We start from the raw sequence: 24492 nt of genomic DNA, 5'->3' as shown, positions 1-24492 counted from the left end.
GGCCTGATCGGGACATCGGTGTCGGCGCTGTTCCTGCTCGTAATCGCAGCCATCAATCTCGCCATCTTCGCCGGCCTGTGGCGGACGTTTCGCACGGCGCGCGAGCAGGGCCTTCACGATGCCGCAGGTCTCGACAGGCTGCTCGCCCATCGCGGCCTTCTCGCGCGCTTGCTCGGCCTGATGTTCCGCCTGGTGACCAAGCCTTGGCACATGTATCCGCTCGGCTTCCTGTTCGGCCTCGGCTTCGACACAGCGACCGAGATCGGCCTGCTCAGCATCTCCGCCAGCGAAGCTGCGCGCGGTGCTTCGCTTGCCGATATCCTCGTCTTCCCGGCGCTGTTCGCATCAGGCATGGCGCTGGTCGACACTGCCGATTCCGCGTTGATGGTCAGCGCCTATCGCTGGGCCTTCGTCGATCCGATGCGCAAGCTCTGGTACAACCTCACGATCACCGGGGCCTCCGTCGCAGTGGCGCTGTTCATCGGCGGGGTCGAGGCGTTTGGGCTGATCAGCGACCGCCTCGGCCTCTCCGGCGGCATGTGGATGCTGGTCGAGAGCCTCAACGAGTCGCTTGCCAATGTCGGCTTCGTGGTCATCGCGCTGTTCGCGATCGCCTGGCTCGTCTCGGTCGTGCTCCATCGCCGCATTGTCGGGGACGGGCGCCACCGTGCCGGAACGAAAGTCTTGGAATGCGCGGATGCGGCCGAGGCGGCCTGAGTCCGGCCACCGAGGCTGCGCGCTGACGCACTCTCGACCTTGGCGCTGCGCGCCGACGAAGGCCCCGCCCTCGCGCAGAGCAACAGTCCTTCACGCGCACGGCCGCCCACCCACAGCAGCCGTGGCGAGCGCCGAGGGCAAAAGAAAACGGTTCCGTCGCGCCGCACCGGAAGGCCCCGGCTTGGCCGGTCACCGCATCCTTGTATAACCAGCAATGATGCGGTCGTTGGATACATCGCGACCTGAAGGCGTAGCAGAGGACCGCTGATGAACCGAGAGCTCGATCTCGCTGGCTTTGAATTGCATCCGCAGCGTGGTGCGGTGCTGGCCGAGGTGCATGCTCGTCCATTCACCCGGCTGGTGGCCCCGGTTACGGTGCTGCGCTTCGCCTTTCTCAACGAGGGCGAGGGCGCCGCAGCCGATCGGCAGAAGTTCGTCCTATTCTGTACATCGCACGGGCAGGCGACGCCTGATGCCGGGGCCAAACACCATCAGGTGACAATCGACGGGATCCAGCTCCGCTGGGAGCAGCACTCGGAATTCAGCACCTTCACCTGGATCCTGAGCAACCCTGGTGCGTCCCCTCGCGGGTTCGGCGAGATTGGCGACGAGGCCGCCGCATTGATCCGATCGCTCCCTCAGTCCGGTCAGTTGCTGGTTGCAGTCAAGCTCGAGGTCGAACCGACCTCGGTGGCGCTGGAGCGTGCCCAGCAGCTTTTCGAGAGAGGCAGCCTCGCCATAGCCGCGGTCCGCAGCGGGCCGGCCGTCGTTGCATCCGACTTCCGTACGGACGAGCAGGGCTTCGTCCGCATTCTCGTGTGCAATGACGGTCTGTCGCCGGGCCGTCTCGGCGCCCTGGTGCAGCGCGTGCTGGAGATCGAGACCTATCGCACGCTTGCGCTGCTGGGCTTGCCCGCTGCGCTCGAGCTTGCACCCTCCGTCGATCATATCGGCAGGCGGCTCGTCGAAGTGCTCGAGGAGATGCAGCGCGCTGAAGGTCTCAAGCTCAACAACCACCTCCTGGGCGAACTCACCGCTCTGGCCGCGTCGCTGGAGAGGGGAGCGGCCGGCAGCTCGTTTCGTTTTGGGGCCAGCCGGGCCTACTACGATATCGTGCAGGCCCGTCTCGCCGTCATCGAAGGCGGCGAGGTTGCGGGCTATCCGACCTGGTCCTCCTTCCTCGCCCGCCGCATGGCACCGGCGATGCGCACCTGCGCGACGATGGAGGATCGGCAGGCCGACTTGTCGATCAAGCTCGCGCGGGCGGCCGATTTGTTGCGCACGCGCGTCGACGTCGAGCTCGAGGAGCAGAATCGCGATCTGCTGCGCTCGATGAATGAACGCACCCGGCTGCAATTGCGGCTTCAGAGCACGGTTGAAGGCTTGTCGGTGGCGGCCATCGGATATTACGTCGTCAGCCTGTTCGGTTATGTCGCCAAGGGCGCGCATGATGGCGGCCTCCATGTCGAACCCTCGCTCGCGACCGCCATCTTCGTTCCGGTGGCTGTCGCCGTGATCTGGATCGTCACCCGCAATATCCGCAGGCGGCACTTGAAACACGACGAGATGCCGGGCGTCCACGACTGAGCCTTTGAACGAGCCTCTTGCGCTTCGTTGGTGAGCGGTTGAAGCTGGGGGCGAGCGGGAGAAACGAGATGCGCCCATCCGACGGAATGACCAATGTGCTCTGGCTGCAGGGCGCCAGTTGCGGCGGATGCACCATGTCGATTCTCGAGAGCGGCGCCTCGGGCTGGTTCGACGAACTCCGGCAGTTCGGCGTCAATCTGCTATGGCATCCGTCCGTTAGCGAAGAGACTGGCGAGGAAGCGCTCGAAGTCCTGCAGTCCGTGCTCGACGGCAGGGTTCGGCTCGACCTGCTTCTTCTGGAAGGCTCGGTCGCCCGCGGGCCGCATGATACCGGCCGCTTCAACATGCTCGCGGGCACCAATCGCTCCGTCTACAGCTGGATGCTCGACCTTGCGCCGCGTGCTGACTATGTGATCGCAGTCGGAAGCTGCGCGGCCTATGGCGGGGTTCCGGCCGCAGGCTCGAACCCGACCGATGCCGTCGGCCTGCAGTTCGAGGGATCCGAGAGTGGTGGCGCGTTGGGCGCGGCATTCCGCTCGCGGCTTGGTCTGCCCGTCATCAACGTCGCGGGTTGCGCGCCGCACCCGGGCTGGATGATGGAAACCATCTTGGCGCTGACCACCAAGGATCTTGCCGCAACTGACCTCGACGGATATGGACGGCCGAAGTTCATCGCCAACCATCTGGCCCATCATGGCTGTTCGCGGAACGAGTTCTACGAGTTCAAGGCCAGCGCGGAGACGATGTCGGAGCGCGGCTGCCTGATGGAGCATCTCGGCTGCAAGGCGACGCAGGCGGTGGGCGATTGCAACCAGCGCTCCTGGAACGGGGGCGGCTCCTGCACCAAAGGCGGCTATGCCTGCATTGCCTGCACATCGCCGGGTTTCGAAGGTGCACAGAACTTCCTTGAGACCGCCAAGCTCGCGGGCATTCCGGTCGGACTGCCTACCGACATGCCAAAGGCTTGGTTTGTCGCGCTCGCGGCATTGTCGAAATCGGCGACGCCGCGGCGGGTACGGTTGAATGCGACCGCCGATCACGTGGTGGTGCCACCCGGCGGCTCCGCGGCCAAACGATCATCATGACGCGCATCACGATCGGCCCATTCAACCGTGTCGAAGGCGACCTCGAAGTCCGTCTCGACGTCGAGAGCGGGCGCGTTGTGCGTGCCGAGGTGACTGCACCGCTTTACCGTGGTTTCGAGCAGATCCTCGAAGGGCGGCCGCCGCTCGATGCACTGGCGCTGGCGCCGCGGATCTGCGGCATTTGCTCGGTTTCGCAATCGGTGGCCGCGGCGGCGGCCCTGCGCGATGCGATGGCTATCGAGGCCGCGCCCAATGGACTGCTTGCGACCAATATTGCGCATGCTGCGGAGAACGCGGCCGACCACCTGACCCATTTCTATATCTTCTTCATGCCGGACTTTGCCCGTGAGGCCTACGCCGCGCATGATTGGCACGAGGCGACGCGCGAGCGCTTCGCCGCCACCCGCGGCAGCGCGGCGCGCGACGCTTTGCCGGCTCGGGCGCGACTGCTTGAGATCATGGGCATCATCGCCGGAAAATGGCCGCATAGCCTCGCGTTCCAGCCTGGCGGAACCACGCGCGCCATCGATCTCGGCGAGCGCGTCCGGCTGCTGTCCATCGCGACGGCCTTCCGTAGCTTTCTCGAGCGTGTCGTGTTCGCAGATGCGCTGGAGAATGTGCTGGCGATTGCGACCGCGGACGAGCTCGATCGCTGGCGCGACGGCCGTGGCGGCGATTTTGCCCATTTCCTGCGGCTTGCCGATCGTCTCGCACTCACCGGGCTCGGCAAGGGCAGCGGCTTGATGATGAGCTATGGCGCCTATCATGGTCCCGACGGCGAGCTGTTTCCGCGCGGCCTGTTCGGCCCGCGTGCTGCGATCGAGCCGTTGCCATTGGCGCAGATCACCGAAGATGTCTCTCACGCGTGGATGCGGGAATCTTCCGCCGATCCGGCCCATAGCCGCACGGTCCCGGACCCGGACAAGCCGGCGGGCTACAGCTGGTGCAAGGCGCCGCGGCTGTCGGGACAGCCTATCGAGGTCGGCGCCATCGCGCGCCAGACCGTGGCGGGGCAGGCGCTGATTACCGACCTGGTTTCGATCAGCGGCACCAATGTGCGCAACCGCGTGATCGCGCGGCTGATCGAGACTGCGCGGATTGCGCTCGCGATCGAGCAGTGGACGCGCGCGCTGCGGCTGTCTGAGCCGTTCTGTCACGGTGGGCGGGAAGTCCCGAACGGCAGCTATGTCGGCCTCGTCGAGGCTGCGCGCGGCAGTCTTGGGCATTGGATGGCGGTACGCGACGGCAAGATCGAGCGTTACCAGATCATCGCACCGACGACCTGGAATTTTTCCCCGCGCGATTCCTTCGACATTGGTGGTCCGCTGGAGCAGGCGCTGGTCGGCACTGATGTTGGCGATGCCGGCGCGCGCGCGGTCGCGATCCAGCATATCGTGCGTTCGTTCGATCCCTGCATGGTGTGCACTGCGCACTGACCGGAAACTTCCTTTTCGACTGCAAATCGAGTTGTTTCCGTTTCTGGTGTTCTTAGCCTCGCGCTGGACCGCCCGCCCACGCGGCTCCATGCGCAAGGTTTTGGAATCTCTTCACTTTTGAATCGTTCCAAGTCGTTGGCCTGCTTCTTGCTGTCTTTGGCGTCATCGAAAAGTCAAAGCCGAAGGCGGGAGGATTCATGGGCGCGGCGACGGAAACGTTTTACAGCGTGATCAGGCGGCAAGGCATCACGCGTCGGAGCTTTCACAAATTCTGCAGCCTGACGGCAACCAGCCTCGGCCTCGGACCGCTGGCGGCGAGCCGTATCGCCAACGCGCTTGAGACCAAGCCGCGCGTGCCCGTGATCTGGATGCACGGCCTCGAATGCACCTGCTGTTCGGAGAGCTTCATCCGCTCCGCGCATCCGCTGGTCAAGGATGCGGTGCTGTCGATGATCTCGCTCGACTACGACGACACCATCATGGCGGCTGCTGGCCACCAGGCCGAAGCCATCCTCGAGGAGACCCGCGCCAAGCACAAAGGCCAGTACATTCTCGCGGTGGAAGGCAATCCGCCGCTGAACGAAGGCGGGATGTTCTGCATCGACGGCGGCAAGCCGTTCGTCGAGAAGCTGAAGATGATGGCCGAGGACGCGATGGCGATCATCGCCTGGGGCGCCTGCGCCTCCTGGGGCTGCGTGCAGGCGGCAAAGCCCAATCCGACGCAGGCGACGCCGATCGACAAGGTGATCACCAACAAGCCGATCATCAAGGTGCCGGGATGCCCCCCGATCGCCGAGGTGATGACCGGCGTCGTCACCTTCATTACCACCTTCGGCAAGCTGCCCGAGCTCGACCGCCAGGGCCGGCCGAAGATGTTCTACTCGCAGCGTATTCATGACAAGTGCTACCGGCGCCCGCATTTTGACGCGGGGCAGTTCGTCGAGGAGTGGGACGACGAGGCCGCGCGCAAGGGGTACTGCCTCTACAAGATGGGCTGCAAGGGGCCGACCACCTACAACGCGTGCTCGACCGTGCGCTGGAACGGCGGTGTCTCGTTCCCGATCCAGTCGGGCCATGGATGCATTGGCTGCTCCGAGGACGGCTTCTGGGACAAGGGCTCGTTCTACGACCGTCTCACCAGCATCAAGCAGTTCGGCATCGAGAAGAACGCCGACCAGATCGGCATGGTGGCGGCCGGCGCCGTCGGCGCCGCGGTGGCGGCGCATGCGGCTGTGACCGCTGTCAAGCGGCTCGCGACCAAGCGCGAAGACGCCGACCACAACAGCTGATCGAAAAGACACAGCAGGGCAGGACAATCATGGGTATCCAGACTCCCAACGGCTTCAATCTCGACAATTCCGGAAAGCGCATCGTCGTGGACCCGGTGACGCGTATCGAGGGTCACATGCGGGTCGAGGTCAATGTCGACGCCGATAACGTCATCCGCAATGCGGTTTCGACCGGCACGATGTGGCGCGGCATCGAAGTGATCCTGAAGAACCGCGACCCGCGCGACGCCTGGGCGTTCACCGAGCGGATTTGCGGAGTCTGCACCGGCACCCACGCGCTGACATCGGTGCGCGCGGTCGAGAACGCGCTCGGGATCACCATTCCGGAGAACGCCAATTCGATCCGCAATTTGATGCAGCTGGCGCTGCAGGTGCACGACCACGTCGTTCATTTCTATCACCTTCATGCGCTGGATTGGGTCGACGTGGTCTCCGCGCTCTCGGCCGATCCGCGCGCGACCTCGACGCTGGCGCAGTCGATTTCGAGCTGGCCCCTGTCGTCGCCGGGCTACTTCAAGGATCTGCAGACCCGGCTGAAGAAGTTCGTCGAGTCCGGGCAGCTCGGACCGTTCAAGAACGGCTATTGGGGCAGCAAGGCCTACAAGCTGCCGCCCGAGGCCAATCTGATGGCGGTGGCGCACTATCTGGAGGCGCTCGATTTCCAGAAGGAGATCGTCAAGATTCACACTGTCTTCGGCGGCAAAAACCCGCATCCGAACTGGTTAGTCGGCGGCGTGCCCTGTCCGATCAATGTCGACGGCACCGGCGCGGTGGGTGCCATCAACATGGAGCGGTTGAACCTGATCTCGTCGATCATCGATCAACTGATCCAGTTCAACGAGCAGGTCTATCTGCCCGACGTGGCGGCGATCGGCTCGTTCTACAAGGATTGGCTCTATGGCGGCGGCCTTTCGGGTCAGAGCGTGCTCTCCTACGGAGACGTGCCCGAGCATGCCAATGACTACTCCGACAAGAGCCTGAAACTGCCGCGCGGGGCCATCATCAACGGCAATCTGTCCGAGGTGTTTCCGGTCGATCACGCCAACCCGAACGAGATCCAGGAGTTCGTGGTCCACTCCTGGTATAAATATCCCGATGAAACGAAGGGACTGCATCCCTGGGACGGCATCACCGAGCCGAACTACGTGCTGGGAGCCAATGCGAAGGGCACCAAGACCGCGATCGAGCAGCTCGACGAGGGCGGAAAGTATTCCTGGATCAAGGCGCCGCGCTGGAAGGGACACGCCATGGAGGTGGGACCCCTCGCGCGCTGGGTCGTCGGTTACGCGCAGAACAAGGCGGAGTTCAAGGACCCAGTGGACAAGTTCCTGAAGGATCTTAATCTGCCGACGTCGGCGCTGTTCTCGACGCTCGGCCGCACTGCGGCGCGTGCGCTCGAATCGGTCTGGGCCGGGCGCCAGATGCGGTACTTCCAGGACAAGCTGATCGCCAACATCAAAGCCGGCGACAGTTCGACCGCAAACGTCGACAAGTGGAAGCCGGAGAGCTGGCCCAAGGAGGCCAAGGGCGTCGGCTTCACCGAGGCCCCGCGTGGCGCGCTCGCGCACTGGATCAAGATCAAGGACACCAAGATCGACAACTACCAGTGCGTGGTGCCGACCACCTGGAACGGCTCGCCGCGCGATCCCAAGGGAAACATCGGTGCTTTCGAAGCATCACTCCTGAACACGCCGATGGTCAATCCCGAGCAGCCCTTGGAAATCCTGCGCACGATCCATTCATTCGATCCGTGTCTCGCCTGTTCGACGCACGTCATGAGCCCGGACGGCCAGGAACTCGCCAAGATCAAGGTCAGGTAGGAGGTCGCCATGATGGATGCAATTGCTCCTGCTTCGGACGGCAGGCCCGACCTCGCGGCGATCGCGGCCGACGCTTCCGGAGAACGTGCGGTGGGGCGGCCCACCGTCTATGTTTACGAAGCACCGGTGCGGATCTGCCACTGGGTGAACGCGTTCTCGATTCTGGTGCTGATGGTGACCGGTTATTTCATCGGCTCGCCGCTGCCGACGGTCGCAGGCGAGGCGTCGGATCATTTCGTCATGGGCTACATCCGCTTCGCCCATTTCGCCGCGGGACAGGTGCTCGCGGTGTTCTTTCTCACGCGTATCCTATGGGCCTTCGTCGGCAATCACCACTCGCGGCAAATCTTCTACATTCCGGTTCATCGCAAGCAGTTTTGGAAGAAAGTGCTTCACGAGATCCGCTGGTACGCGTTTCTGGAGCGCGAGCCGAAGATGTATGTTGGTCACAACCCGCTGGCGCAGACCGCGATGTTCACGGGTTTCACGCTGTTCGTGGCCTTCATGATCGTCACCGGCTTTGCACTCTATTCGGAAGGGATGGGCATCGACAGCTGGCAGTACAAGCTGTTCGGCTGGGTGTTTGCGATCTGGCCGAACAGCCAGGACGTCCACACCTGGCATCACCTCGGCATGTGGGCGTTGGTCGTGTTCGTGACGGTGCACATCTACGCGGCGATCCGCGAGGACATCATGTCGCGCCAGAGCATCATCTCCTCGATGATATCGGGCGAACGGCAATTCCGCGATTGAGACGGGAACGCTATCGATGCCGACATCCTCGCAAGACAACCGCATTCTGGTGCTCGGCATCGGCAATATCCTGTGGGCCGACGAGGGCTTTGGCGTGCGTACGGTGGAGGAGTTTCACCGTCGCTACGACGTGCCTGACAACGTCACCATTCTCGACGGCGGCACGCAGGGTCTCTACCTCGTGAACTATCTGGAAGAGGCCGACCGCCTGATCGTGTTCGATGCCATCGACTACGGCCTCGCGCCGGGCCAATTGAAGCTGGTACGCGACGACGAGGTGCCGCGCTTCACCGGCGCCAAGAAGATGAGCCTGCACCAAACCGGCTTCCAGGAGGTGATCAGCGCAGCTGATCTGCTCGGCAGATGCCCGAAACACCTCGTGTTGATCGGCTGCCAGCCGCTCGACCTCGAAGATTGGGGTGGGCCGCTGACGGCGCCCGTGCGGGGCCAGATCGCGCCCGCGATCGATCTTGCCTGTCAGATCTTGGCCGAGTGGGGGGGGGAGGTGCGGCCGCGCCGCGAACCATTGCCGGCATCCGAGCGGCTGCTCGGCAACGACATCGATCATCTCAATTATGAGATGCGGCCGGCCTGACGGCGCGGCCCTTTTGGAGAAAGCGCGATGTGCCTCGGCCTGCCGATGACGATTGTCGAGACCGATGGGATGTCGGCGCTGTGCGAATTTCGTGGCGAGCAGCGCCGCGTCTCGCTGCTGCTGCTTTCCAGTCCGCCGGTCGGGGCCCACGTGCTGGTCTACATCGATACCGCAATCCGGCTGCTCGATGAGGAAGAGGCCCGCCTGATCGGGGCTGCAATTGACGGCCTTGGCGCCGCACTCGATGGCGAGGATTGCGACCGCTTTTTCGCCGACCTGATTGGTCGCGAGCCGCAACTGCCTGCACACCTTCGGTCGGAGTAAGCCCGCCTCTGCGTCGGGGTTCATTGTGCCGCGCGCCAGATCGGCTCGCGACATTGCGCGCCAGTGGAAGGTGGCTTTCTAGATGCAAAGGTTGATTTCACCCAAGGTGGAAAGTATCTTGCCATCAATGGATGTATGCTTCCGCGCGAATAAAAATATATTATGTGAATCAATTAGCTAGATCGTCGGATTTGCTGGTTCGTCCTGGCATGTGCCTTGCTAATCCTATGACGAGCAAAATCAAAAGCTTGTCAGGGGGGGTGTGATGGAATTCCAGGTGGGGAAGCAAGATCTGGCGCGGCACGGCCTGCCTGAGGTCGATGCCGCCACGATCGATCCATTCTTGGGTGGAGCCGACGGAGCCGGTGCGATCGCAGTGCTGCTGTCGGCGGGCGATCCCAACCGTTTCCCGGAGGCGATCGACGTCGCCGTGGTGCTGCCGGAGTTGATCGGCGCGTTCGGCGATCGGCTTCGTGGCGCGGTCATCGCGCGCGATGCCGAGCGAGCGCTCGGCGAGCGTTTCGGCATACGCGTGCAGCCTACGCTGGTCTTCGTCGCCAAGGGCGAGACGCTGGGGCTGATCGCCAAGATCCAGGACTGGTCGGTCTACATCGACCGCATCACGAAACTGATAGACCGCCCGCGCGGGCAAAACGCCGCCGTCGCTGTCACCATCGTTCCTCAGCACCGCGCACGAGGTGTCACGCTATGAAGGTCGGCTTCTGGGATGCGCCTGACGGCGCCGAGCAACCGGTCAGCGTGTTTCCGATCGGCGAAGAAAGTCTCAACGCGTCGCACGGCAGCCTGACGGCAGCCGGCGCTCTTGCAAAACTTGCAACGCTCGACAGCGCGGAACTTGCCAAGAGCTGTCCGAACGCGGTCGCGCTGCTCTCGAAAATCGCGGCGGCCGTCGCGGCCCAGAAGGCGGATGCGCCAACCCAGCTGTTTCGTCTCGCCAACCTCAACGAACTCGAGAGCAAGCTCGTGGCGGACGTGCTCGGCGAGGGGGAGGTCGGCGGGGTCGTCGCGCTGCCGGACGGATCGCTGGCGCAGATCCAGGAATCGGTCCTGGCCGGCATCTGGCGCGTGCGGCTCGAGACCGACGCGACCTCCGAATACCTGGAGATCGGTGCCATTCCGGAGATCGTCAGACGCGCGGCCGCCGATTTGACCTCCGCCGATTTCGAGATCGGGCAGGCGCCGGAGGGGGCAATGAACGTGCTGCCGGTGCTTGCGGAGATCCGCGAACGCGCGCTGGCCTGGCGGCCCGGCATTCGCTCGCAGATCATCAATTTCACGCTGTTGCCGATGAGCCCGGTCGATATGAGCTTCCTGCAGGATACGATCCGGAACGGACCGATCCAGCTCGTCTCGCGCGGCTACGGCACCTGTCGGGTGCTATCGACCGGCATCCGTAATGTCTGGTCGGTGCAGTTCTTCAACGCCATGGACACCATCATTCTCGATACGCTGGAAGTCGGCGGTGTGCCGACTGTCGCACTTGCAGCGGACGAGGATTTCGAGGATTCCGCCGAGCGGCTGCAGGAGATCATCGAGGCCTACTTCAAATGACCGCTTTCGAGAATTTTGGCGTGCGTCAGGACGTTGCCGAAGCCACGCGGCTGGAATGCGGCATCTGCTGGACTGTCTACGATCCGGCCGACGGCGACGAGGTCGCGCAGATCGCGCCCGGCACGCCGTTTGCTGCGCTGCCGGATGAGTGGCACTGTCCGAACTGCGACGCGCCGAAGTCAAAGTTCATGGCGATCGAGTCATGACGGCGAGCGCGCCAAGACCTGACGTCGACGCCGTGGCGTGGGGCGAGCTTCTGGCCGAAAGCTATCGTGAGATCGGCGAGCGCGCGATGCGAGATCTGCCGATCTACAACGAAGCGCTCGGCGTCGAGGCGGTCGGGTTTCGTCGCTTCAACGGCACGATCGTCGGCGTCATGGTCACGCCGTGGTTCATGAATGTGGTGATGCCGCCGAGCGCAGTGCGGGACGGCCCGGCTGCGACGATGCGCATCCGCTTCCCCGCAGGCGATATCGAATTCACCCTGAGCGAGGTCGGACAGGTTGGCCGGATCGCAAGCTGTTCGCTGTTCTCGCCGATGTTCCAGTTCGCGGACATGGCGGCGGCGCGGGCGACGGCAAAAGCCGCGCTCGCCGAACTGATGTTGCCGGCGGACAGCGAGGAGGCGGTTCGTCGCCGCGAGCCCGCGACAACCCCGATCGATCGGCGCAACTTCCTGCGCGGTGCTTTGACGGAGCGGCGCGGATGAGCCTTGCTTTCCGCAACGAGATCGACATCACGGTGTGGCTTGCCGGCGCCGAGATCGCCGACGTGGCGATCCAGCCGCGCAGCAGGCCGCCGCTGACGCGGCTGTTTGCGGGAAAGCCGGCCCAGTCCCTGCTTCCGGTGCTGCCGCGGCTGTTCTCGCTGTGCTCGGTCGCCCACCAGATGGCGTTCCTGTCGGCGGTCGAAGCGGCGCAGGGGCAGGAGGTGACCGAAGCGACCGCGCGCCGTCGCGTCACTCCGGTCGTTGTCGAACGGCTGACCGAATTGCTGCGGGGGCTGTTTGTTGGACCGTTTGCGCTCAATGGCACCAGCGCAGCCGCCGTTCGTGCCGTGCTGCAGGCAAGCACGGTCCTCGGCAGCGCGAGCGAAGCCGTGTCGGATCCTTTGCGGGGTGAGGTGCTGGCACAGATCAAGGCTGCGCTCGCTGCTCTGGGGATGACCGGCGAAGGCCAGGCACTCGCGCCGGGCAGCGCGCTCGCCGCCTATGTCGAACGAGGCGGGGGTGAGGGATTGTCGCCGCCGGCGGTCGAGCAATCGTTTCTCACAGCGGCGGATGATCTCGAGGTCGTGACGCGTCTGCTCGCGGACGGGGCAACCTATTCCGACGCGCCGGAACTCTGCGGCAGAATTCCGGAGACCGGTGTCTGGGCGCGCCGGGCGCGGCGCGAACCCGTCCCGCCGGCCGCGGGCACGGCCGCGCGGCTCAAGGCGCGCATCGCCGAGATATCGCGGCTGTGCGCCTGGCTCGAGGGCGTTGATCGGGATGCAGGCGACGGTGCCATCGCGAGCTATCGGCTCGGCGCAGGCAAGGGCGCAGCGGCGGTCGAATGCGCGCGTGGCCGGCTCTATCACGCCGTCTCGCTTGACGACGGGGATCGCATCGTCAGGTTCGAGTTCCTGGCGCCGACCGAGTGGAATTTTCACGCCCGCGGACCGTTGGTTCGGAGCCTCAAGGGGGCGATGCTGTCGGCTGGCCGGAGGGGGCAGGATACGGTGCGCGCACTGATCGGGTCGTTCGACCCCTGCGTCGGTTTCAACCTCAGCTTCCGTGAGACGGGCCATGCATGAGATGGCGCTGTGCGAGGGCATCATCGGCATCGTCGAGGAGGAGGCGCGCAAGCGTTGCTTTGCCAAGGTGAATGTCGTTTGCCTGGAGATCGGCGCGCTCAGCCATGTCGCCCCGGAGGCGATGAAATTCTGCTTCGAGGCCGTCGCGGCGCAAACCATCGCACGAGGCGCAAGGCTGGAGATCGTCGAAACACCGGGAAGGGCCTGGTGCATGGCCTGTTCGAAGAGCGTCGAGATCAAGCAGCGCTACGAGCCGTGCCCCTCTTGCGGCGGCTATCAATTGCAGGTGACGGGCGGCGAAGAGATGCGGGTAAGGGAACTGGAGGTCGACTGATGTGTACGGTCTGCGGCTGCAGCGACGGCAAGGCGTCCATCGAACACGCGCATGATCATCATCATGGCCATGAGCATGACCATGGCCACAACCATGATCATGGCCACGGCGGACACCACCATGATCATAATGGTTATGGGCGCGGCCACGATCATGTCCACCATCATCACCATGATCAGCCCCGCGATGGGGTGGGATTGCTCGATTGCGGCGCGAATCCGGCCGGCCAGGAGATCGCGGGCATGAGCAGCGAGCGCATCATCCAGGTCGAACGCGATATTCTCGGCAAGAACGACCGGCTCGCCGCCGAGAACCGCGCGCGCTTCCGTGCGGACGAAGTGCTTGTGTTCAACCTGGTTTCCAGCCCCGGCGCCGGGAAGACATCGCTTCTGGTCCGCGCGGTCTCGGAGTTGAAGGAAAGCTTCCCGATCGGTGTGATCGAGGGCGACCAGCAGACCTCCAACGATGCCGAACGTATCCGTGCCACCGGCGTGCCGGCGATCCAGGTCAACACCGGAAAGGGCTGTCATCTCGATGCCGCCATGGTCGGCCAGGCCTATGACCGTTTGCCGTGGCTGAACGGCGGCATCCTGTTCATCGAGAATGTCGGCAATCTGGTTTGCCCCGCGGCGTTCGATCTCGGCGAGGCCTGCAAGATCGTCGTGTTTTCGACCACCGAGGGCGAGGACAAGCCGCTGAAATACCCCGATATGTTCGCCGCGGCCTCATTGATGCTGATCAACAAGATCGATCTCGCGCCGGTGCTTGATTTCGACCTTGCCAAGACCGTCGAATATGCGCGCCGGGTCAACCCTGGGATCGAGGTGATGACGGTATCGGCGCGCACAGGCGAGGGCTTTGCGACGTTCCATGCCTGGATTCGCAAGCGGGCTCGCGCGACGAAGCCGGCCGCAATGTCGGCGGCGGAGTGACGGATGGGTGGCGAGGTCACAGCACTGGGCGGCCGGCGGCTACGTCTGCATGTGCGGGGCGCCGTGCAAGGCGTCGGATTTCGCCCCTATGTCTACGGTCTCGCCGCGCGCTATCGCCTGGGCGGCTTCGTCGCCAATGATCCCCACGGGGTCGTCATAGAGGTTGAAGGCGAGCGTGCCGCCGACTTCGTCACGGCGCTACCGCTCGAAAAGCCCCCGCTCGCCCGAATCGACGAAATCTCGGTGCACCCTGTTGGGGCGGTGGCGAGTACGGAGTTCTGTATTCGCGCGAGCGAGCAGGGCAGGGTGTCGACGCGCATCGTCGCCGATGCCGCTACCTGCAAGGAATGCCTGCGCGAGCTGTTCGACCCGACCAGCCGCTTCTATCGTTATCCGTTCATCAACTGCACCCATTGCGGCCCGCGCTATACCATCGCCGAGCGGCTGCCCTATGACCGTCCGACCACGGCCATGAAGGGCTTTGCGATGTGCAGGGCCTGTGCGGATGACTACGTCGATCCCAACAGCCGCCGCTTCCATGCCGAGGCGATTGCCTGCGCGCAGTGCGGCCCAAGGCTCAGCCATGAGATCGCGGACATTGCCGACGCAATCGCTGGCGGCAGTATCGTCGCGATCAAGGGGCTCGGCGGCTATCAGCTTCTCTGCGATGCCCGCGACGAGGACGTCGTACGGCGGCTACGGCAGCGCAAGCAGCGCGACCGGAAGCCCTTTGCGGTCATGGTCGGATCGGTGGATGCGGTTGCGGAGATCGCCGAGGCCGACATTACCGAGCTTGCGTTACTGCAGACGTCGCCACGGCCCATCGTGCTGATGACCTCGCGCCATCGGCTGGCGCCGGCGATCGCGCCGGGCCTGTCGCGTCTCGGCGTTGTGCTGCCGGTCGCTCCGCTCCATCACCTGATCCTCGATGCGCTGAACTCGACGCATCCGCGGACCGGCGAGGCGTGGGCGATCGTCGCCACCAGCGCCAATCCCGGCGGCGAGCCGCTCCTGATCGACAATCGCCAGGCCGAACGGCGCCTTGCCGACATTGCCGACCTCATCGTCACCCATGACCGCGACATCGTGAGCCGGGCCGACGATTCCGTGGCGGCGGTGGTCGCGGGCCGGACGCAATTCATTCGCCGTGCGCGCGGCTACGTCCCCGAGCCGGTTCGCCTCGCCTGTTCGGTGCCGGCGATCCTCGCGGTCGGTGGCGCATTGAAATCGACCGTGACGATCACCCGTGGCAACGAGGCGTTTGTTTCCCAGCACATTGGAGACCTCGACACCGCGGAAGGCATCGGCTTCTTCGAGGAGACGGTGCATCACCTGCTGTCGACGCTGGACGTCGAGCCGGTGGTCGTCGCCCACGACCTGCATCCGAACATGGCCTCGACTCGTTTCGCCGAGGCCATGGGGAAGCCGCTGATCGCGGTCCAGCACCACCACGCTCATGCGGGCTCCGTAATGGCGGAACATGGCGTCGCAGGGCCGGCACTGGCGCTGGTGCTCGATGGCTTCGGTCGCGGCAGCGACGGGGGCAGTTGGGGCGGCGAGCTCCTTGCCAGCGACGGTGCTCGCGTCCGGCGGCTCGGACATCTGGCGCCGATGAAGATGCCGGGCGGCGACCGCGCCGCGCGCGAACCGTGGCGCATGGGCGCCAGCGCGCTGCATGGTCTGGGGCGAGGCGATGCGATCGCGACGAGGTTCTGTGCACAACCTCAGGCCGCGCGCCTCAGCGCCATGCTGGACCAGCCTGGGGTGCCGACGACGACCAGCGCCGGCCGCATGTTCGACGCGGCGGCGGGGCTGCTGGGCCTCTGCGAGATTCAGAGCTATGAGGGCGAGGCTGCGATGAAGCTCGAGGCGCATGTCCGCACACCGCGCATCGCCAAAGACGGCTGGATCATCGAAAGCGGCGTAGTGTCGCTGTCTCCCTTGTTCGCGCGCTTGGCTGCCGGGACGATCGATCCTGTCGAAGGGGCCGAGCTGTTCCACGGCACGCTTGCCGCTGCCTGCGTCGATTGGATCAGCCGTGCGGCAGGCGCGACCGGCATCACGACGGTCGCCTTGAGCGGCGGCTGCTTCCTCAACAGGGTTCTGTCGGTGGAGATCGAACGCGGCTGCAAGGCGATCGGCCTCTCGCCGCTCCTGCCACGCCAGATGCCGCCCAATGACGGGGGGCTCAGCCTCGGACAGGCCTGGATTGCCGCGCTAACATTCCTCGAACGGCAAGGCCTGGAAGGAACAGTCTGATGTGTCTTGCGATACCCGCAGAGGTCACAAAGATCCTGCCCGATGAGATGGCGATCGTCTCGATCGACGGCGTGAGCAAGGAAATATCGGTCGCGTTGATCGAAGACCTTGCCGTCGGCGACTACGTGATCATCCACGTCGGCTACGCCTTGACCAAGATCGATCCGGACGAAGCGCGGCGCACCCTCGAATTGTTGTGTGAGCTGAGCGCTGAGGCACACGGAGCCGCGTCATGAAGTATGCGGATGAGTTTCGCGACAAAGCGATCGCATTGGGACTTGCGAAGACGATTGAAGCGGAGACCGATCCGGGAAGGCCGTACCGTTTCATGGAGTTCTGTGGCGGCCATACGCATGCGATCTCGCGCTACGGTCTGGAAGACCTGCTGCCGAAGAACGTGCGGATGATCCATGGCCCCGGATGCCCGGTCTGCGTGCTGCCGGCAGGGCGCATCGACATGGCGATTCGTCTCGCGGAGCGTCCGGAGGTCATCCTGTGCGTCTACGGCGATCTGATGCGCGTCCCGGGCTCGCAGGGCGCCTCGCTCCTGAAAGCGAAAGCGCGCGGCGCCGACATCCGCATGGTCTATTCCACCATTGATGCTGTCAGGATCGCGGAGGAGAATGCTGGACGCGAGATCGTGTTCTTCGCGATCGGATTCGAGACCACGACGCCGCCCACCGCGGTCATGATCCGGCTGGCCGAGAAGAAGCAGCTCGAGAACTTCAGCGTGTTCTGCAACCACGTGCTGACGCCGCCGGCGATGCAGAACATTCTGGAGAGTCCCGACATCCGCAAGATCGGCCGCATCGAGATCGACGGCTTCGTCGGGCCCGCTCATGTCTCGACCATCATCGGCACCGCGCCTTACGAGTTTTTCGCGGAAGAGTTCGGAAAGCCGGTGGTGATCGCGGGCTTCGAACCGCTCGACATGATGCAGGCCATCCTGATGCTGGTGCGCCAGGTCAATGAGAACAGGCATGAGGTCGAGAACCAGTATAGCCGAGCGGTCACGCGCGACGGCAATCTGCGCGCCAAGGAGGAGGTCTCCGACATTTTCGAGCTGCGCGACCAGTTCGAGTGGCGCGGGCTCGGGCAGGTTCCCTATAGCGGGCTGAAGCTGAAGCGCACTTACGCGAAATACGACGCCGAGGTCCGCTTCGGCATGAGCGAGCTTCGCGTCGATGACAATCCGGCGTGCGAGTGCGGGGCCATTTTGCGCGGGGTGAAGAAACCGGTCGACTGCAAGCTGTTCGGCACCGTGTGCACGCCGGAGACGCCGATGGGATCCTGCATGGTCTCCTCGGAAGGCGCTTGCGCCGCGCATTGGACCTATGGCCGCTTCCGCGACCATCAGCAGAGGCGGGCATCATGAGGGCCTATCAGCGCAAGCTCGATATCAAGAACGGGTGCGTCGACCTGTCCCATGGATCGGGCGGCCGCGCCATGGCGCAGCTGATTTCGGGGCTGTTCCACGAGGCGTTTGGCAATGAATGGCTGGCGCGAGGTAATGACCAGTCGGCATTCGATGTCGGCGACGGGCGCATGGTCATGACGACCGATGGCTATGTTGTCTCGCCCCTGTTTTTCCCTGGCGGAGATATCGGTTCGCTTGCGGTGCACGGCACGGTCAACGACATCGCCATGGCCGGCGCAAGACCGCTTTATCTCTCGGCGAGCTTCATCATCGAAGAGGGCTTCCGCTTCTGCGACCTCAAGACGATCGCGGAATCGATGGGCGAGGCGGCGCGCGTCGCCGGCGTCCACATCATCACTGGCGACACCAAGGTGGTCGAGCGCGGCAAGGCGGACGGTCTGTTCATCTCGACCGCCGGCGTCGGCGTCGTGCCTGATGGGCTCGATCTCTCGGCGGAGAACGCGCGCGTCGGCGATCGTGTCCTGATCTCGGGCACCTTGGGCGACCACGGTGTTGCCATCATGTCGAAGCGGCAGAATCTGACCTTCGAGACCGAGATCGTGTCGGATTCGGCGCCACTGAACGATCTCGTCGCCGAAATGGTCGAAGCCGGCGGGCGCGGTATCCGGCTGATGCGCGACCCCACGCGCGGCGGGCTCGCCGCCACCTTGAATGAGATCGCCCACCAGTCCGGCCTCGGCTTTCACCTCATCGAGGAACAGATCCCGGTCAAGCCGGGCGTGGCGGCAGCCTGTGAACTGCTGGGGCTCGATCCGCTCCATGTCGCCAACGAGGGCAAGCTGGTCGCGATCGTTGCGCCCGACGTCGCCGGCGCGGTGCTCGCGGCCATGCGCGGACATCGGCTCGGCCGCGATGCCGCCGACATCGGCGAAGCTGTCGCGGACGATCATCATTTCGTGCAGATGGCGACGAGCTTTGGCGGCGGCCGTATCGTGGACTGGCTGTCCGGCGAGCAATTGCCGCGGATCTGCTGAGGCTCACGATGCGCATCCTGCTCCTGTCGCATTCGTTCAACAGCCTGACGCAGCGACTTCATGTCGAGTTGCGCGAGCGCGGCCACGAGATCTCGGTCGAGCTCGACATCCATCCCGACGTCACGCGCGAGAGCGTGGCGCTCTACCAGCCGGACCTGGTGATCGCGCCGTTCCTCAAGCGGGCGATTCCCGAAGACGTCTGGCGCAACGTGCGCTGCCTGGTGGTGCACCCTGGGCCGCCCGGTGATCGCGGGCCGGCGGCGCTCGACTGGGCCATTCTCGAAGGCGCGACCGAATGGGGCGTCACGGTGCTCCAGGCGGATCGTGAGTTTGACGCCGGCCCGGTCTGGACCTTCCGCGGGTTTCCCATGCGCCGCGCGACCAAGTCCAGCATCTATCGCAGGGAGGTGACGACAGGCGCCGTCGAGGCGGTGCTGGAGGCCATCGATGCGATCGAAGAGGGAAGGCCGACGCCGCAGCCGATGCACGTGGGCGATCCGCGCATTCGCGTGCGCGGGCCCTGCCGCCGGTCGGACCGAGCGATAGACTGGCAGCACGACACGACTGAGACCGTGCTGCGGAAGATCAACAGCGCCGACGGCACGCCGGGCCTCGTCGATAGCCTGTTCCTCCAGGACGTGCGGCTCTTCGATGCCCATGAAGCGCGAGAGATCTCCGGCGTTCCCGGCACGGTCGTTGCACAATGCGACGGTGCTTTAGCCCGCGCGACGGTCGACGGAGCAATCTGGATCGGCCATGTACGGCAGCTTGCACCGAAGAGCCTCAAGCGATCTGCGGCAAAGGTGTTCGCCGAGCAAGCCGCGCAACTTCCGCGGCGACCCGGTTGCGGCTATGCTCCCATTCAGTATCGCGAGCGTGGCGAGGTCGGCGAACTGCAGTTCTCTTTCTACAATGGCGCCATGGCGACCGGCGACTGCGAGGCACTGCTGGACGCCTACCGGGCCGCGTTGGCGCGGCCGACAAGAGCCCTCCTTCTGACCGGCGGCTGTGACTATTGGTCGAACGGCATTCATCTGGCCGAGATCGAGGCCGCAGACAGTGCCGCCGATGAATCCTGGCGCAACATCAATGCCATTGACGATCTTGCACGCGCGATCATCGAGACGACGGATCGGCTGGTCATATCGGTCATTCGTGGCAATGCGGGTGCGGGGGGCGTGTTCTTGAGCCTGGCTGCCGACGAGGTCTGGGCCAGTGATCAGGTCGTCCTAAATCCGCACTACAAGGACATGGGCAATCTCTTCGGCTCCGAATACTGGACCTATCTGTTGCCGCGTCGCGCGGGCGCAGAGAATTCGGAGCGAATCACGCAGTGCCGGCTGCCGGTGGGTGTCGCCGAGGCGCAGCGCCTCGGCATCGTCGATCGTGTGCTCGTGAGCGGCGGGTGCGGACGCGAAAGCCTCGAGGAGCTTGCTGCTGCAGCAGCTTCGGATCGAGGCTTTGCGGCGCGTCTGGCCGACAAGAAGCGGCGCCGTGCGGCAGATGAGGCCGAGAAGTCGCTGCAGGCCTATCGTGACGATGAGTTGCGGCGGATGAGGCTGAATTTCTACGGCTTTGATCCGAGCTACCACGTCGCCCGCTACAATTTCATCCACAAGGTGCCGAAGTCGCGCACGCCGCTGACCATCGCCGGTCACCGGTCGCGGCGCGCAGCCGGACGGCCCAGAGGCATGGCTGTGCCCTCATGAGCATTCAGGGAACCATTCTCGTCGTTGACGATGAGGTCCGTTCGCAGGAGGCGCTGCGGCGCGTCCTCCGGGATGATTTCGAGGTGCTTTGCGCCGGCAATGCGGCCGACGCCGAGAAGCTGCTGGAGGGTGAGATCGTCCACGCCATTCTCTGCGACCAGCGCATGCCTCATGAATCGGGCGTGAGCTTCCTGAAGCGCGTGCGTGAGCTCTGGCCCGATCCGGTGCGGATGATCATCTCCGGCTATTCGGACTCCGAGGACATCATTGCGGGCCTCAACGAGGCCGGCATCTATCAATACATTACGAAGCCGTGGCAGCCGGATCGGCTGGTCGACATCGTGAAGGAAGCCGTTCAGCTCTATCGTCTGCAGAAGGAGACGGAAACGGCTGGCGTCGACGTCAAGGCGACACCCGGGCACATCAAGAAGGTTGTCTCGGTCAAACGCGGGGTAGCCAAGCAGCTCTATGATTTCGATCGCATCGTGCATTCGCCCGACAGTCCCATGCACAAGGTCATCGAGCTGGGAAAACGCGCCGCGGACTACGACATATCAGTGCTGATCACGGGCGAGTCCGGCACTGGAAAGGAGCTGCTCGCGCGCGCCATTCACTACGGCTCCGCCCGCGCTGGCAAGGCCTTCGTGGTCGAGAACTGCGGCGCATTGCCTGACGAACTCCTCGAAAGCGAATTGTTCGGCTGCAAGAAGGGCGCCTTCACCGGCGCCTATCAGGACCGGATCGGGCTGTTTGAGGTCGCCGACGGCGGGACCATCTTCCTCGACGAGATCGGCGAAACCTCGCCGGCGTTCCAGGTGAAACTGCTGCGCGTCCTGCAGGAGAGCGAAATCCGCCCGCTCGGCGCACAGCGGGTACGGAAGGTCGACGTCCGCGTGGTGGCGGCGACCAACCGGGATCTCGAGGCCGAGGTGGACGCGGGCCGCTTCCGGCGCGATCTTTATTATCGCCTGGCGGCGTTTCCGGTGCACATGCCGGCCTTGCGCGAGCGACCGATGGATATTCCATTGATCGCGCAGGGGGTGCTGTCGTCGGTGAAGACGTCCTTCAACCGGCCGGGCCTGCGATTTGCGGCCGCGGCGCTCGATGCATTCGCTAGTTACCACTGGCCTGGCAACGTCCGCGAGCTGCAGAACGAGATCCAGCGTATGGCGGTGCTGGCGGATGCGGATGAATTGCAGGCTCCTTCGCTGCTGGGTCGGCGTAACGGCCGGCAGCCGGGCGCCGCAATCCACGGCCGATTGAATGGGTCGGCGACCCTGAAGGACAAGGTGGAGGATCTGGAGAAGTCGGTTATCATCGGCTGCCTGGAACGTTACGAAGGCAATATCAGCCGGGTCGCGAGCGAGCTTGGGCTCTCGCGCGTCGGTCTCAGAAACAAGCTGTCCAGGTACGATTTGAGAAAAAATGGCAAAGGCGACGCATCCTCCTGACGCCGGCGAAACCGAACCACTGCTCAAGCTGATCGCCGGTCGCGGTGCGATCGAGCTCGACCATGAGCGCGAGGGCGCCTGGATCGAGGTCATTCGCAAGATGGACGAGGTCTATTCCGACCTCTTGCGCTATGAAGTCGATCTCGAGCACAAGAATGCGGAACTCGAGGAGGCGCAGGCGTTCGTCACGAACGTCATCGAATCCGTCTCGGACATCCTCATCGTCTGCGATGCAAGAGGGTTGGTGCAGCAGGTCAATTCGGCGTTTCAGCACACGCTCGGCTGCAGCGCCGCGGACATCGTCGGAAAGAACATCGCTGATGTCATCGATGCCCCGGACAAGGCCAAGCTGGTCCCGCTCCTGAAGCCGCGTAGCGCCTCCGACGTCGTCGACGGCGAGCTGCGATTTTCTGGCGCAGGCGGCCGCTCCGATCTGTTTGCGATCAACGGATCACCCCGTCATGATCATCGCGGCCGATTCATCGGCGTGGTGTTGACGGGGCGTCCGATCGGCGAGCTTCGCCGCGCCTATGAGGAGCTGCACAAGGCGCATCATGAACTGCAGCGGGCCCAGCGGCAGCTGGTCGAGCAGGAGAAGATGGCGAGCCTTGGTCGCCTCGTTGCGGGGGTCGCGCACGAGCTGAACAACCCGATCAGCTTCGTCTATGGCAACGTCCATACTTTGATGCGCTACCGCACGGCGATCGTCACCTATCTCGATGCGGTCCACGGCAAATCCGGAGAGGGCGATCTTTCGGCTCAAAGGCGAAGCCTGCGCATTGACGAGATCTTGGAAGATTTCGGCCCGCTGATCGAAGGCACCATGGAAGGGGCGATCCGCATCAGCGAGATCGTCAAGAACCTACGCCGACTCTCCTTCAGCAAGCTTGGCGAAGTCGAGCGCGTCGACATCGAGCGGCTGATCAACACCGCGGTGCTGTGGGCCGTGCGCACCAAGCAGGTGCGCATCGATCTGCAGATCGAGATCGAACCGGGGCTCTGGATTTCCGGCAATGAGGGGCAGCTGCACCAGGTGATCGTCAATCTCGTGGAGAATGCGATCGACGCGATGCGCGGCACCGAGTCGCCGCGGCTGGTCGTCTCGGCGGCGCGCCAGGGCGACGAAATCCTGTTCCGGATATCGGACAACGGTCCGGGAATCGACCAGGATCACATCGGCCACATCTTCGAGCCGTTCTTCACCACCAAGCGGGTGGGCGAGGGGACAGGGCTTGGCCTCTGGATCAGCTATGGCATCGTGCGTGAGCACGGCGGCGAGCTGCTCGCTGGGCATGAGCCGGGGGGCGGCGCAACATTCTCCTTCGCCTTGCCGGCTGCGTAGGCGCGCCGACCGTCACGATTGTTGGGACATGGTCAGGCGGTCGCGTGCAGCATGACGGATCTTGCGTTGGGCTATGGCTGGCACAAGTGCGGGCGACTCCGCCGCGATACGCAGCGCAAAGTAGGCAATGGTCGCTTGAAGGCCGTCCTTCAGAGCCACCCGCGGGCGCCATCCGAGGATCTTCTCTGCGGTATCGATCACGGGCTTGCGGCGCTTGGGATCGTCCTTGGGCAAGGCTTCGAACCGTAGCGGGGAGGTCGATTCGGTGCATTCCAGCACTTTGCGAGCGATCGCCTCGATGGTGACCTCGTGGGGATTTCCGAGATTGCATGGACCCGTAACCGAGGCGGGGCTCTCCATCAGGAGTTGAAGGCCTCGCACGAGATCATCGACGAAGCAGAAGCTGCGGGTCTGCGTACCCTGGCCGTAGATTGTGATCGGCTCTCCGCGCAAGGCCTGCACGATGAAGTTGGAGACGACGCGCCCGTCGTTCTCGAGCATGCGCGGGCCGTAGGTGTTGAAGATGCGCGCGACCTTGATCTCGGTCCCGTGCTGGCGATGATAGTCGAACATCAGCGTCTCGGCTGCGCGCTTGCCCTCATCGTAGCAGGCCCGAGGCCCGATCGGGTTGACGTTGCCGAGGTAGGATTCCGGTTGCGGATGCACTTCGGGGTCGCCGTAGACCTCGCTGGTGGAGGCCTGAAGGATCCTGGCGCCCTTCTGCCGCGCGAGTTCGAGCAGGTTGATCGAGCCGAGCACGCATGTCTTCATCGTCCCGACTGGATCGGTCTGATAGTGCCGGGGTGAGGCCGGGCAGGCCAGGCTGTAGATGCGGTCGATATCGCCCTCGATCTCGATGGGGTCGCGCACATCATGCTCGATGAAGCGGAAGTTCGGGTGATTGAGCAGCGGCCGGATGTTGTCGGTGGTCCCCGTGAACAGGTTGTCGACGCAGATGACCGTGTTGCCGCGTTGCAGAAGTGCATCGCAGAGATGCGATCCGATGAAGCCGGCACCGCCGGCAACCAGCGCCGTCGGCGACCGGCGAGAGGCATGGATGCGGGTCTGGAGCGTCATGATA

Annotated in this window: 24 protein-coding genes; 23 read left to right on the top strand and 1 reads right to left on the bottom strand. The window is 64.2% G+C overall.

The annotated features are described in order from the left end of the window. The 23 genes from K408_RS37875 to K408_RS0109930 form a co-directional block, all read left to right on the top strand. The coding region (locus tag K408_RS37875) for a HoxN/HupN/NixA family nickel/cobalt transporter (RefSeq protein ID WP_035697968.1) at nucleotides 1–717 on the top strand (717 nt) is incomplete at its 5' end. 267 nt (nucleotides 718–984) lie between these two features. Then, nucleotides 985–2304: a DUF3422 domain-containing protein gene (locus K408_RS0110035; protein ID WP_024338467.1), complete on the top strand. Its 1320-nt coding sequence runs from the start codon at nucleotides 985–987 to the stop codon at nucleotides 2302–2304. Nucleotides 2305–2372: 68 nt separating this feature from the next. Next, entirely contained in the window at nucleotides 2373–3389 is a 1017-nt protein-coding gene (locus tag K408_RS0110030) for an NADH-quinone oxidoreductase subunit B family protein (RefSeq protein ID WP_024338466.1), read from the top strand. Next, complete coding sequence (locus tag K408_RS0110025; protein ID WP_024338465.1) at nucleotides 3386–4825, top strand: nickel-dependent hydrogenase large subunit; 1440 nt, start codon at nucleotides 3386–3388, stop codon at nucleotides 4823–4825. Before K408_RS0110030 ends, K408_RS0110025 begins: the two co-directional genes overlap by 4 nt. 197 nt (nucleotides 4826–5022) lie before the next feature. Further along, a complete protein-coding gene (locus K408_RS0110020) occupies nucleotides 5023–6114 on the top strand; it encodes a hydrogenase small subunit (protein WP_024338464.1) in 1092 nt (363 codons plus the stop codon). Between the two features lie 29 nt (nucleotides 6115–6143). Continuing rightward, complete coding sequence (locus K408_RS0110015) at nucleotides 6144–7934, top strand: nickel-dependent hydrogenase large subunit (RefSeq protein ID WP_024338463.1); 1791 nt, start codon at nucleotides 6144–6146, stop codon at nucleotides 7932–7934. A gap of 9 nt (nucleotides 7935–7943) precedes the next feature. Next, nucleotides 7944–8687, top strand: coding sequence for a Ni/Fe-hydrogenase, b-type cytochrome subunit (cybH, locus tag K408_RS0110010; protein ID WP_024338462.1), 744 nt, complete (start codon nucleotides 7944–7946; stop codon nucleotides 8685–8687). A gap of 16 nt (nucleotides 8688–8703) precedes the next feature. Next, nucleotides 8704–9282 carry a HyaD/HybD family hydrogenase maturation endopeptidase gene (locus K408_RS0110005; protein ID WP_024338461.1) on the top strand — a complete coding sequence of 193 codons (579 nt, stop codon included), beginning with the start codon at nucleotides 8704–8706 and terminating at the stop codon, nucleotides 9280–9282. Between the two features lie 27 nt (nucleotides 9283–9309). Beyond that, nucleotides 9310–9606, top strand: a complete 297-nt coding sequence (locus K408_RS0110000) for a HypC/HybG/HupF family hydrogenase formation chaperone (protein WP_024338460.1) — start codon at nucleotides 9310–9312, stop codon at nucleotides 9604–9606. Nucleotides 9607–9871: 265 nt separating this feature from the next. After that, nucleotides 9872–10318: a thioredoxin domain-containing protein gene (locus K408_RS0109995; RefSeq protein WP_024338459.1), complete on the top strand. Its 447-nt coding sequence runs from the start codon at nucleotides 9872–9874 to the stop codon at nucleotides 10316–10318. Continuing rightward, complete coding sequence (locus K408_RS0109990) at nucleotides 10315–11178, top strand: hydrogenase expression/formation protein (RefSeq protein WP_024338458.1); 864 nt, start codon at nucleotides 10315–10317, stop codon at nucleotides 11176–11178. The genes K408_RS0109995 and K408_RS0109990 overlap by 4 nt, the downstream gene beginning before the upstream one ends. Further along, nucleotides 11175–11384: a rubredoxin gene (locus K408_RS0109985; protein ID WP_024338457.1), complete on the top strand. Its 210-nt coding sequence runs from the start codon at nucleotides 11175–11177 to the stop codon at nucleotides 11382–11384. The genes K408_RS0109990 and K408_RS0109985 overlap by 4 nt, the downstream gene beginning before the upstream one ends. After that, on the top strand, nucleotides 11381–11887 hold the full coding sequence (gene hybE / locus K408_RS0109980; RefSeq protein ID WP_024338456.1) for a [NiFe]-hydrogenase assembly chaperone HybE: 507 nt from the start codon (nucleotides 11381–11383) through the stop codon (nucleotides 11885–11887). The genes K408_RS0109985 and hybE overlap by 4 nt, the downstream gene beginning before the upstream one ends. Further along, nucleotides 11884–12972 (top strand): nickel-dependent hydrogenase large subunit, encoded by a 1089-nt coding sequence (locus K408_RS0109975; protein ID WP_024338455.1) that lies wholly within the window; start codon nucleotides 11884–11886, stop codon nucleotides 12970–12972. Before hybE ends, K408_RS0109975 begins: the two co-directional genes overlap by 4 nt. After that, nucleotides 12965–13306: a hydrogenase maturation nickel metallochaperone HypA gene (hypA, locus tag K408_RS0109970; protein ID WP_024338454.1), complete on the top strand. Its 342-nt coding sequence runs from the start codon at nucleotides 12965–12967 to the stop codon at nucleotides 13304–13306. The genes K408_RS0109975 and hypA overlap by 8 nt, the downstream gene beginning before the upstream one ends. Further along, entirely contained in the window at nucleotides 13306–14238 is a 933-nt protein-coding gene (gene hypB, locus K408_RS0109965) for a hydrogenase nickel incorporation protein HypB (protein ID WP_024338453.1), read from the top strand. Before hypA ends, hypB begins: the two co-directional genes overlap by 1 nt. Nucleotides 14239–14241: 3 nt before the next feature. Continuing rightward, a complete protein-coding gene (gene hypF / locus K408_RS0109960; RefSeq protein ID WP_024338452.1) occupies nucleotides 14242–16497 on the top strand; it encodes a carbamoyltransferase HypF in 2256 nt (751 codons plus the stop codon). Beyond that, nucleotides 16497–16733, top strand: a complete 237-nt coding sequence (locus K408_RS0109955; protein ID WP_024338451.1) for a HypC/HybG/HupF family hydrogenase formation chaperone — start codon at nucleotides 16497–16499, stop codon at nucleotides 16731–16733. The genes hypF and K408_RS0109955 overlap by 1 nt, the downstream gene beginning before the upstream one ends. Beyond that, nucleotides 16730–17872 (top strand): hydrogenase formation protein HypD, encoded by a 1143-nt coding sequence (gene hypD, locus K408_RS0109950; RefSeq protein ID WP_024338450.1) that lies wholly within the window; start codon nucleotides 16730–16732, stop codon nucleotides 17870–17872. The genes K408_RS0109955 and hypD overlap by 4 nt, the downstream gene beginning before the upstream one ends. Then, entirely contained in the window at nucleotides 17869–18909 is a 1041-nt protein-coding gene (hypE, locus tag K408_RS0109945; RefSeq protein WP_024338449.1) for a hydrogenase expression/formation protein HypE, read from the top strand. Before hypD ends, hypE begins: the two co-directional genes overlap by 4 nt. Before the next feature lie 8 nt (nucleotides 18910–18917). Then, nucleotides 18918–20618, top strand: a complete 1701-nt coding sequence (locus K408_RS0109940) for a hydrogenase maturation protein (protein ID WP_024338448.1) — start codon at nucleotides 18918–18920, stop codon at nucleotides 20616–20618. After that, the gene (locus tag K408_RS0109935) at nucleotides 20615–22069 is read left to right on the top strand and encodes a sigma-54-dependent transcriptional regulator (RefSeq protein WP_024338447.1); all 1455 of its coding nucleotides are present in this window, start codon (nucleotides 20615–20617) and stop codon (nucleotides 22067–22069) included. The genes K408_RS0109940 and K408_RS0109935 overlap by 4 nt, the downstream gene beginning before the upstream one ends. After that, a complete protein-coding gene (locus tag K408_RS0109930) occupies nucleotides 22044–23411 on the top strand; it encodes a sensor histidine kinase (protein ID WP_024338446.1) in 1368 nt (455 codons plus the stop codon). The genes K408_RS0109935 and K408_RS0109930 overlap by 26 nt, the downstream gene beginning before the upstream one ends. A 12-nt stretch (nucleotides 23412–23423) precedes the next feature. Here the strand turns inward: K408_RS0109930 and K408_RS0109925 are convergent, their stop codons facing one another. Next, nucleotides 23424–24488 carry a UDP-glucuronic acid decarboxylase family protein gene (locus tag K408_RS0109925; RefSeq protein WP_024338445.1) on the bottom strand — a complete coding sequence of 355 codons (1065 nt, stop codon included), beginning with the start codon at nucleotides 24486–24488 and terminating at the stop codon, nucleotides 23424–23426. Between the last annotated feature and the right edge of the window lie 4 nt (nucleotides 24489–24492).

This window comes from Bradyrhizobium sp. in8p8, assembly GCF_000426845.1.
GTDB classification, from domain to species: Bacteria; Pseudomonadota; Alphaproteobacteria; order Rhizobiales; family Xanthobacteraceae; genus Bradyrhizobium; species Bradyrhizobium japonicum_C.
Note: the sequence above shows the minus strand (reverse complement) of the source record. Positions and strands in the feature narration are given on the sequence as shown.

Bases quoted from the DNA above. Each gene is read 5' to 3' on its own strand.
- K408_RS0110035 (WP_024338467.1), top strand. From the start codon at position 985: ATGAACCGAGAGCTCGATCTCGCTGGCTTTGAATTGCATCCGCAGCGT.
- K408_RS0110030 (WP_024338466.1), top strand. From the start codon at position 2,373: ATGCGCCCATCCGACGGAATGACCAATGTGCTCTGGCTGCAGGGCGCC.
- K408_RS0110025 (WP_024338465.1), top strand. From the start codon at position 3,386: ATGACGCGCATCACGATCGGCCCATTCAACCGTGTCGAAGGCGACCTC.
- K408_RS0110020 (WP_024338464.1), top strand. From the start codon at position 5,023: ATGGGCGCGGCGACGGAAACGTTTTACAGCGTGATCAGGCGGCAAGGC.
- K408_RS0110015 (WP_024338463.1), top strand. From the start codon at position 6,144: ATGGGTATCCAGACTCCCAACGGCTTCAATCTCGACAATTCCGGAAAG.
- cybH (WP_024338462.1), top strand. From the start codon at position 7,944: ATGATGGATGCAATTGCTCCTGCTTCGGACGGCAGGCCCGACCTCGCG.
- K408_RS0110005 (WP_024338461.1), top strand. From the start codon at position 8,704: ATGCCGACATCCTCGCAAGACAACCGCATTCTGGTGCTCGGCATCGGC.
- K408_RS0110000 (WP_024338460.1), top strand. From the start codon at position 9,310: ATGTGCCTCGGCCTGCCGATGACGATTGTCGAGACCGATGGGATGTCG.
- K408_RS0109995 (WP_024338459.1), top strand. From the start codon at position 9,872: ATGGAATTCCAGGTGGGGAAGCAAGATCTGGCGCGGCACGGCCTGCCT.
- K408_RS0109990 (WP_024338458.1), top strand. From the start codon at position 10,315: ATGAAGGTCGGCTTCTGGGATGCGCCTGACGGCGCCGAGCAACCGGTC.
- K408_RS0109985 (WP_024338457.1), top strand. From the start codon at position 11,175: ATGACCGCTTTCGAGAATTTTGGCGTGCGTCAGGACGTTGCCGAAGCC.
- hybE (WP_024338456.1), top strand. From the start codon at position 11,381: ATGACGGCGAGCGCGCCAAGACCTGACGTCGACGCCGTGGCGTGGGGC.
- K408_RS0109975 (WP_024338455.1), top strand. From the start codon at position 11,884: ATGAGCCTTGCTTTCCGCAACGAGATCGACATCACGGTGTGGCTTGCC.
- hypA (WP_024338454.1), top strand. From the start codon at position 12,965: ATGCATGAGATGGCGCTGTGCGAGGGCATCATCGGCATCGTCGAGGAG.
- hypB (WP_024338453.1), top strand. From the start codon at position 13,306: ATGTGTACGGTCTGCGGCTGCAGCGACGGCAAGGCGTCCATCGAACAC.
- hypF (WP_024338452.1), top strand. From the start codon at position 14,242: ATGGGTGGCGAGGTCACAGCACTGGGCGGCCGGCGGCTACGTCTGCAT.
- K408_RS0109955 (WP_024338451.1), top strand. From the start codon at position 16,497: ATGTGTCTTGCGATACCCGCAGAGGTCACAAAGATCCTGCCCGATGAG.
- hypD (WP_024338450.1), top strand. From the start codon at position 16,730: ATGAAGTATGCGGATGAGTTTCGCGACAAAGCGATCGCATTGGGACTT.
- hypE (WP_024338449.1), top strand. From the start codon at position 17,869: ATGAGGGCCTATCAGCGCAAGCTCGATATCAAGAACGGGTGCGTCGAC.
- K408_RS0109940 (WP_024338448.1), top strand. From the start codon at position 18,918: ATGCGCATCCTGCTCCTGTCGCATTCGTTCAACAGCCTGACGCAGCGA.
- K408_RS0109935 (WP_024338447.1), top strand. From the start codon at position 20,615: ATGAGCATTCAGGGAACCATTCTCGTCGTTGACGATGAGGTCCGTTCG.
- K408_RS0109930 (WP_024338446.1), top strand. From the start codon at position 22,044: ATGGCAAAGGCGACGCATCCTCCTGACGCCGGCGAAACCGAACCACTG.
- K408_RS0109925 (WP_024338445.1), bottom strand. From the start codon at position 24,488: ATGACGCTCCAGACCCGCATCCATGCCTCTCGCCGGTCGCCGACGGCG.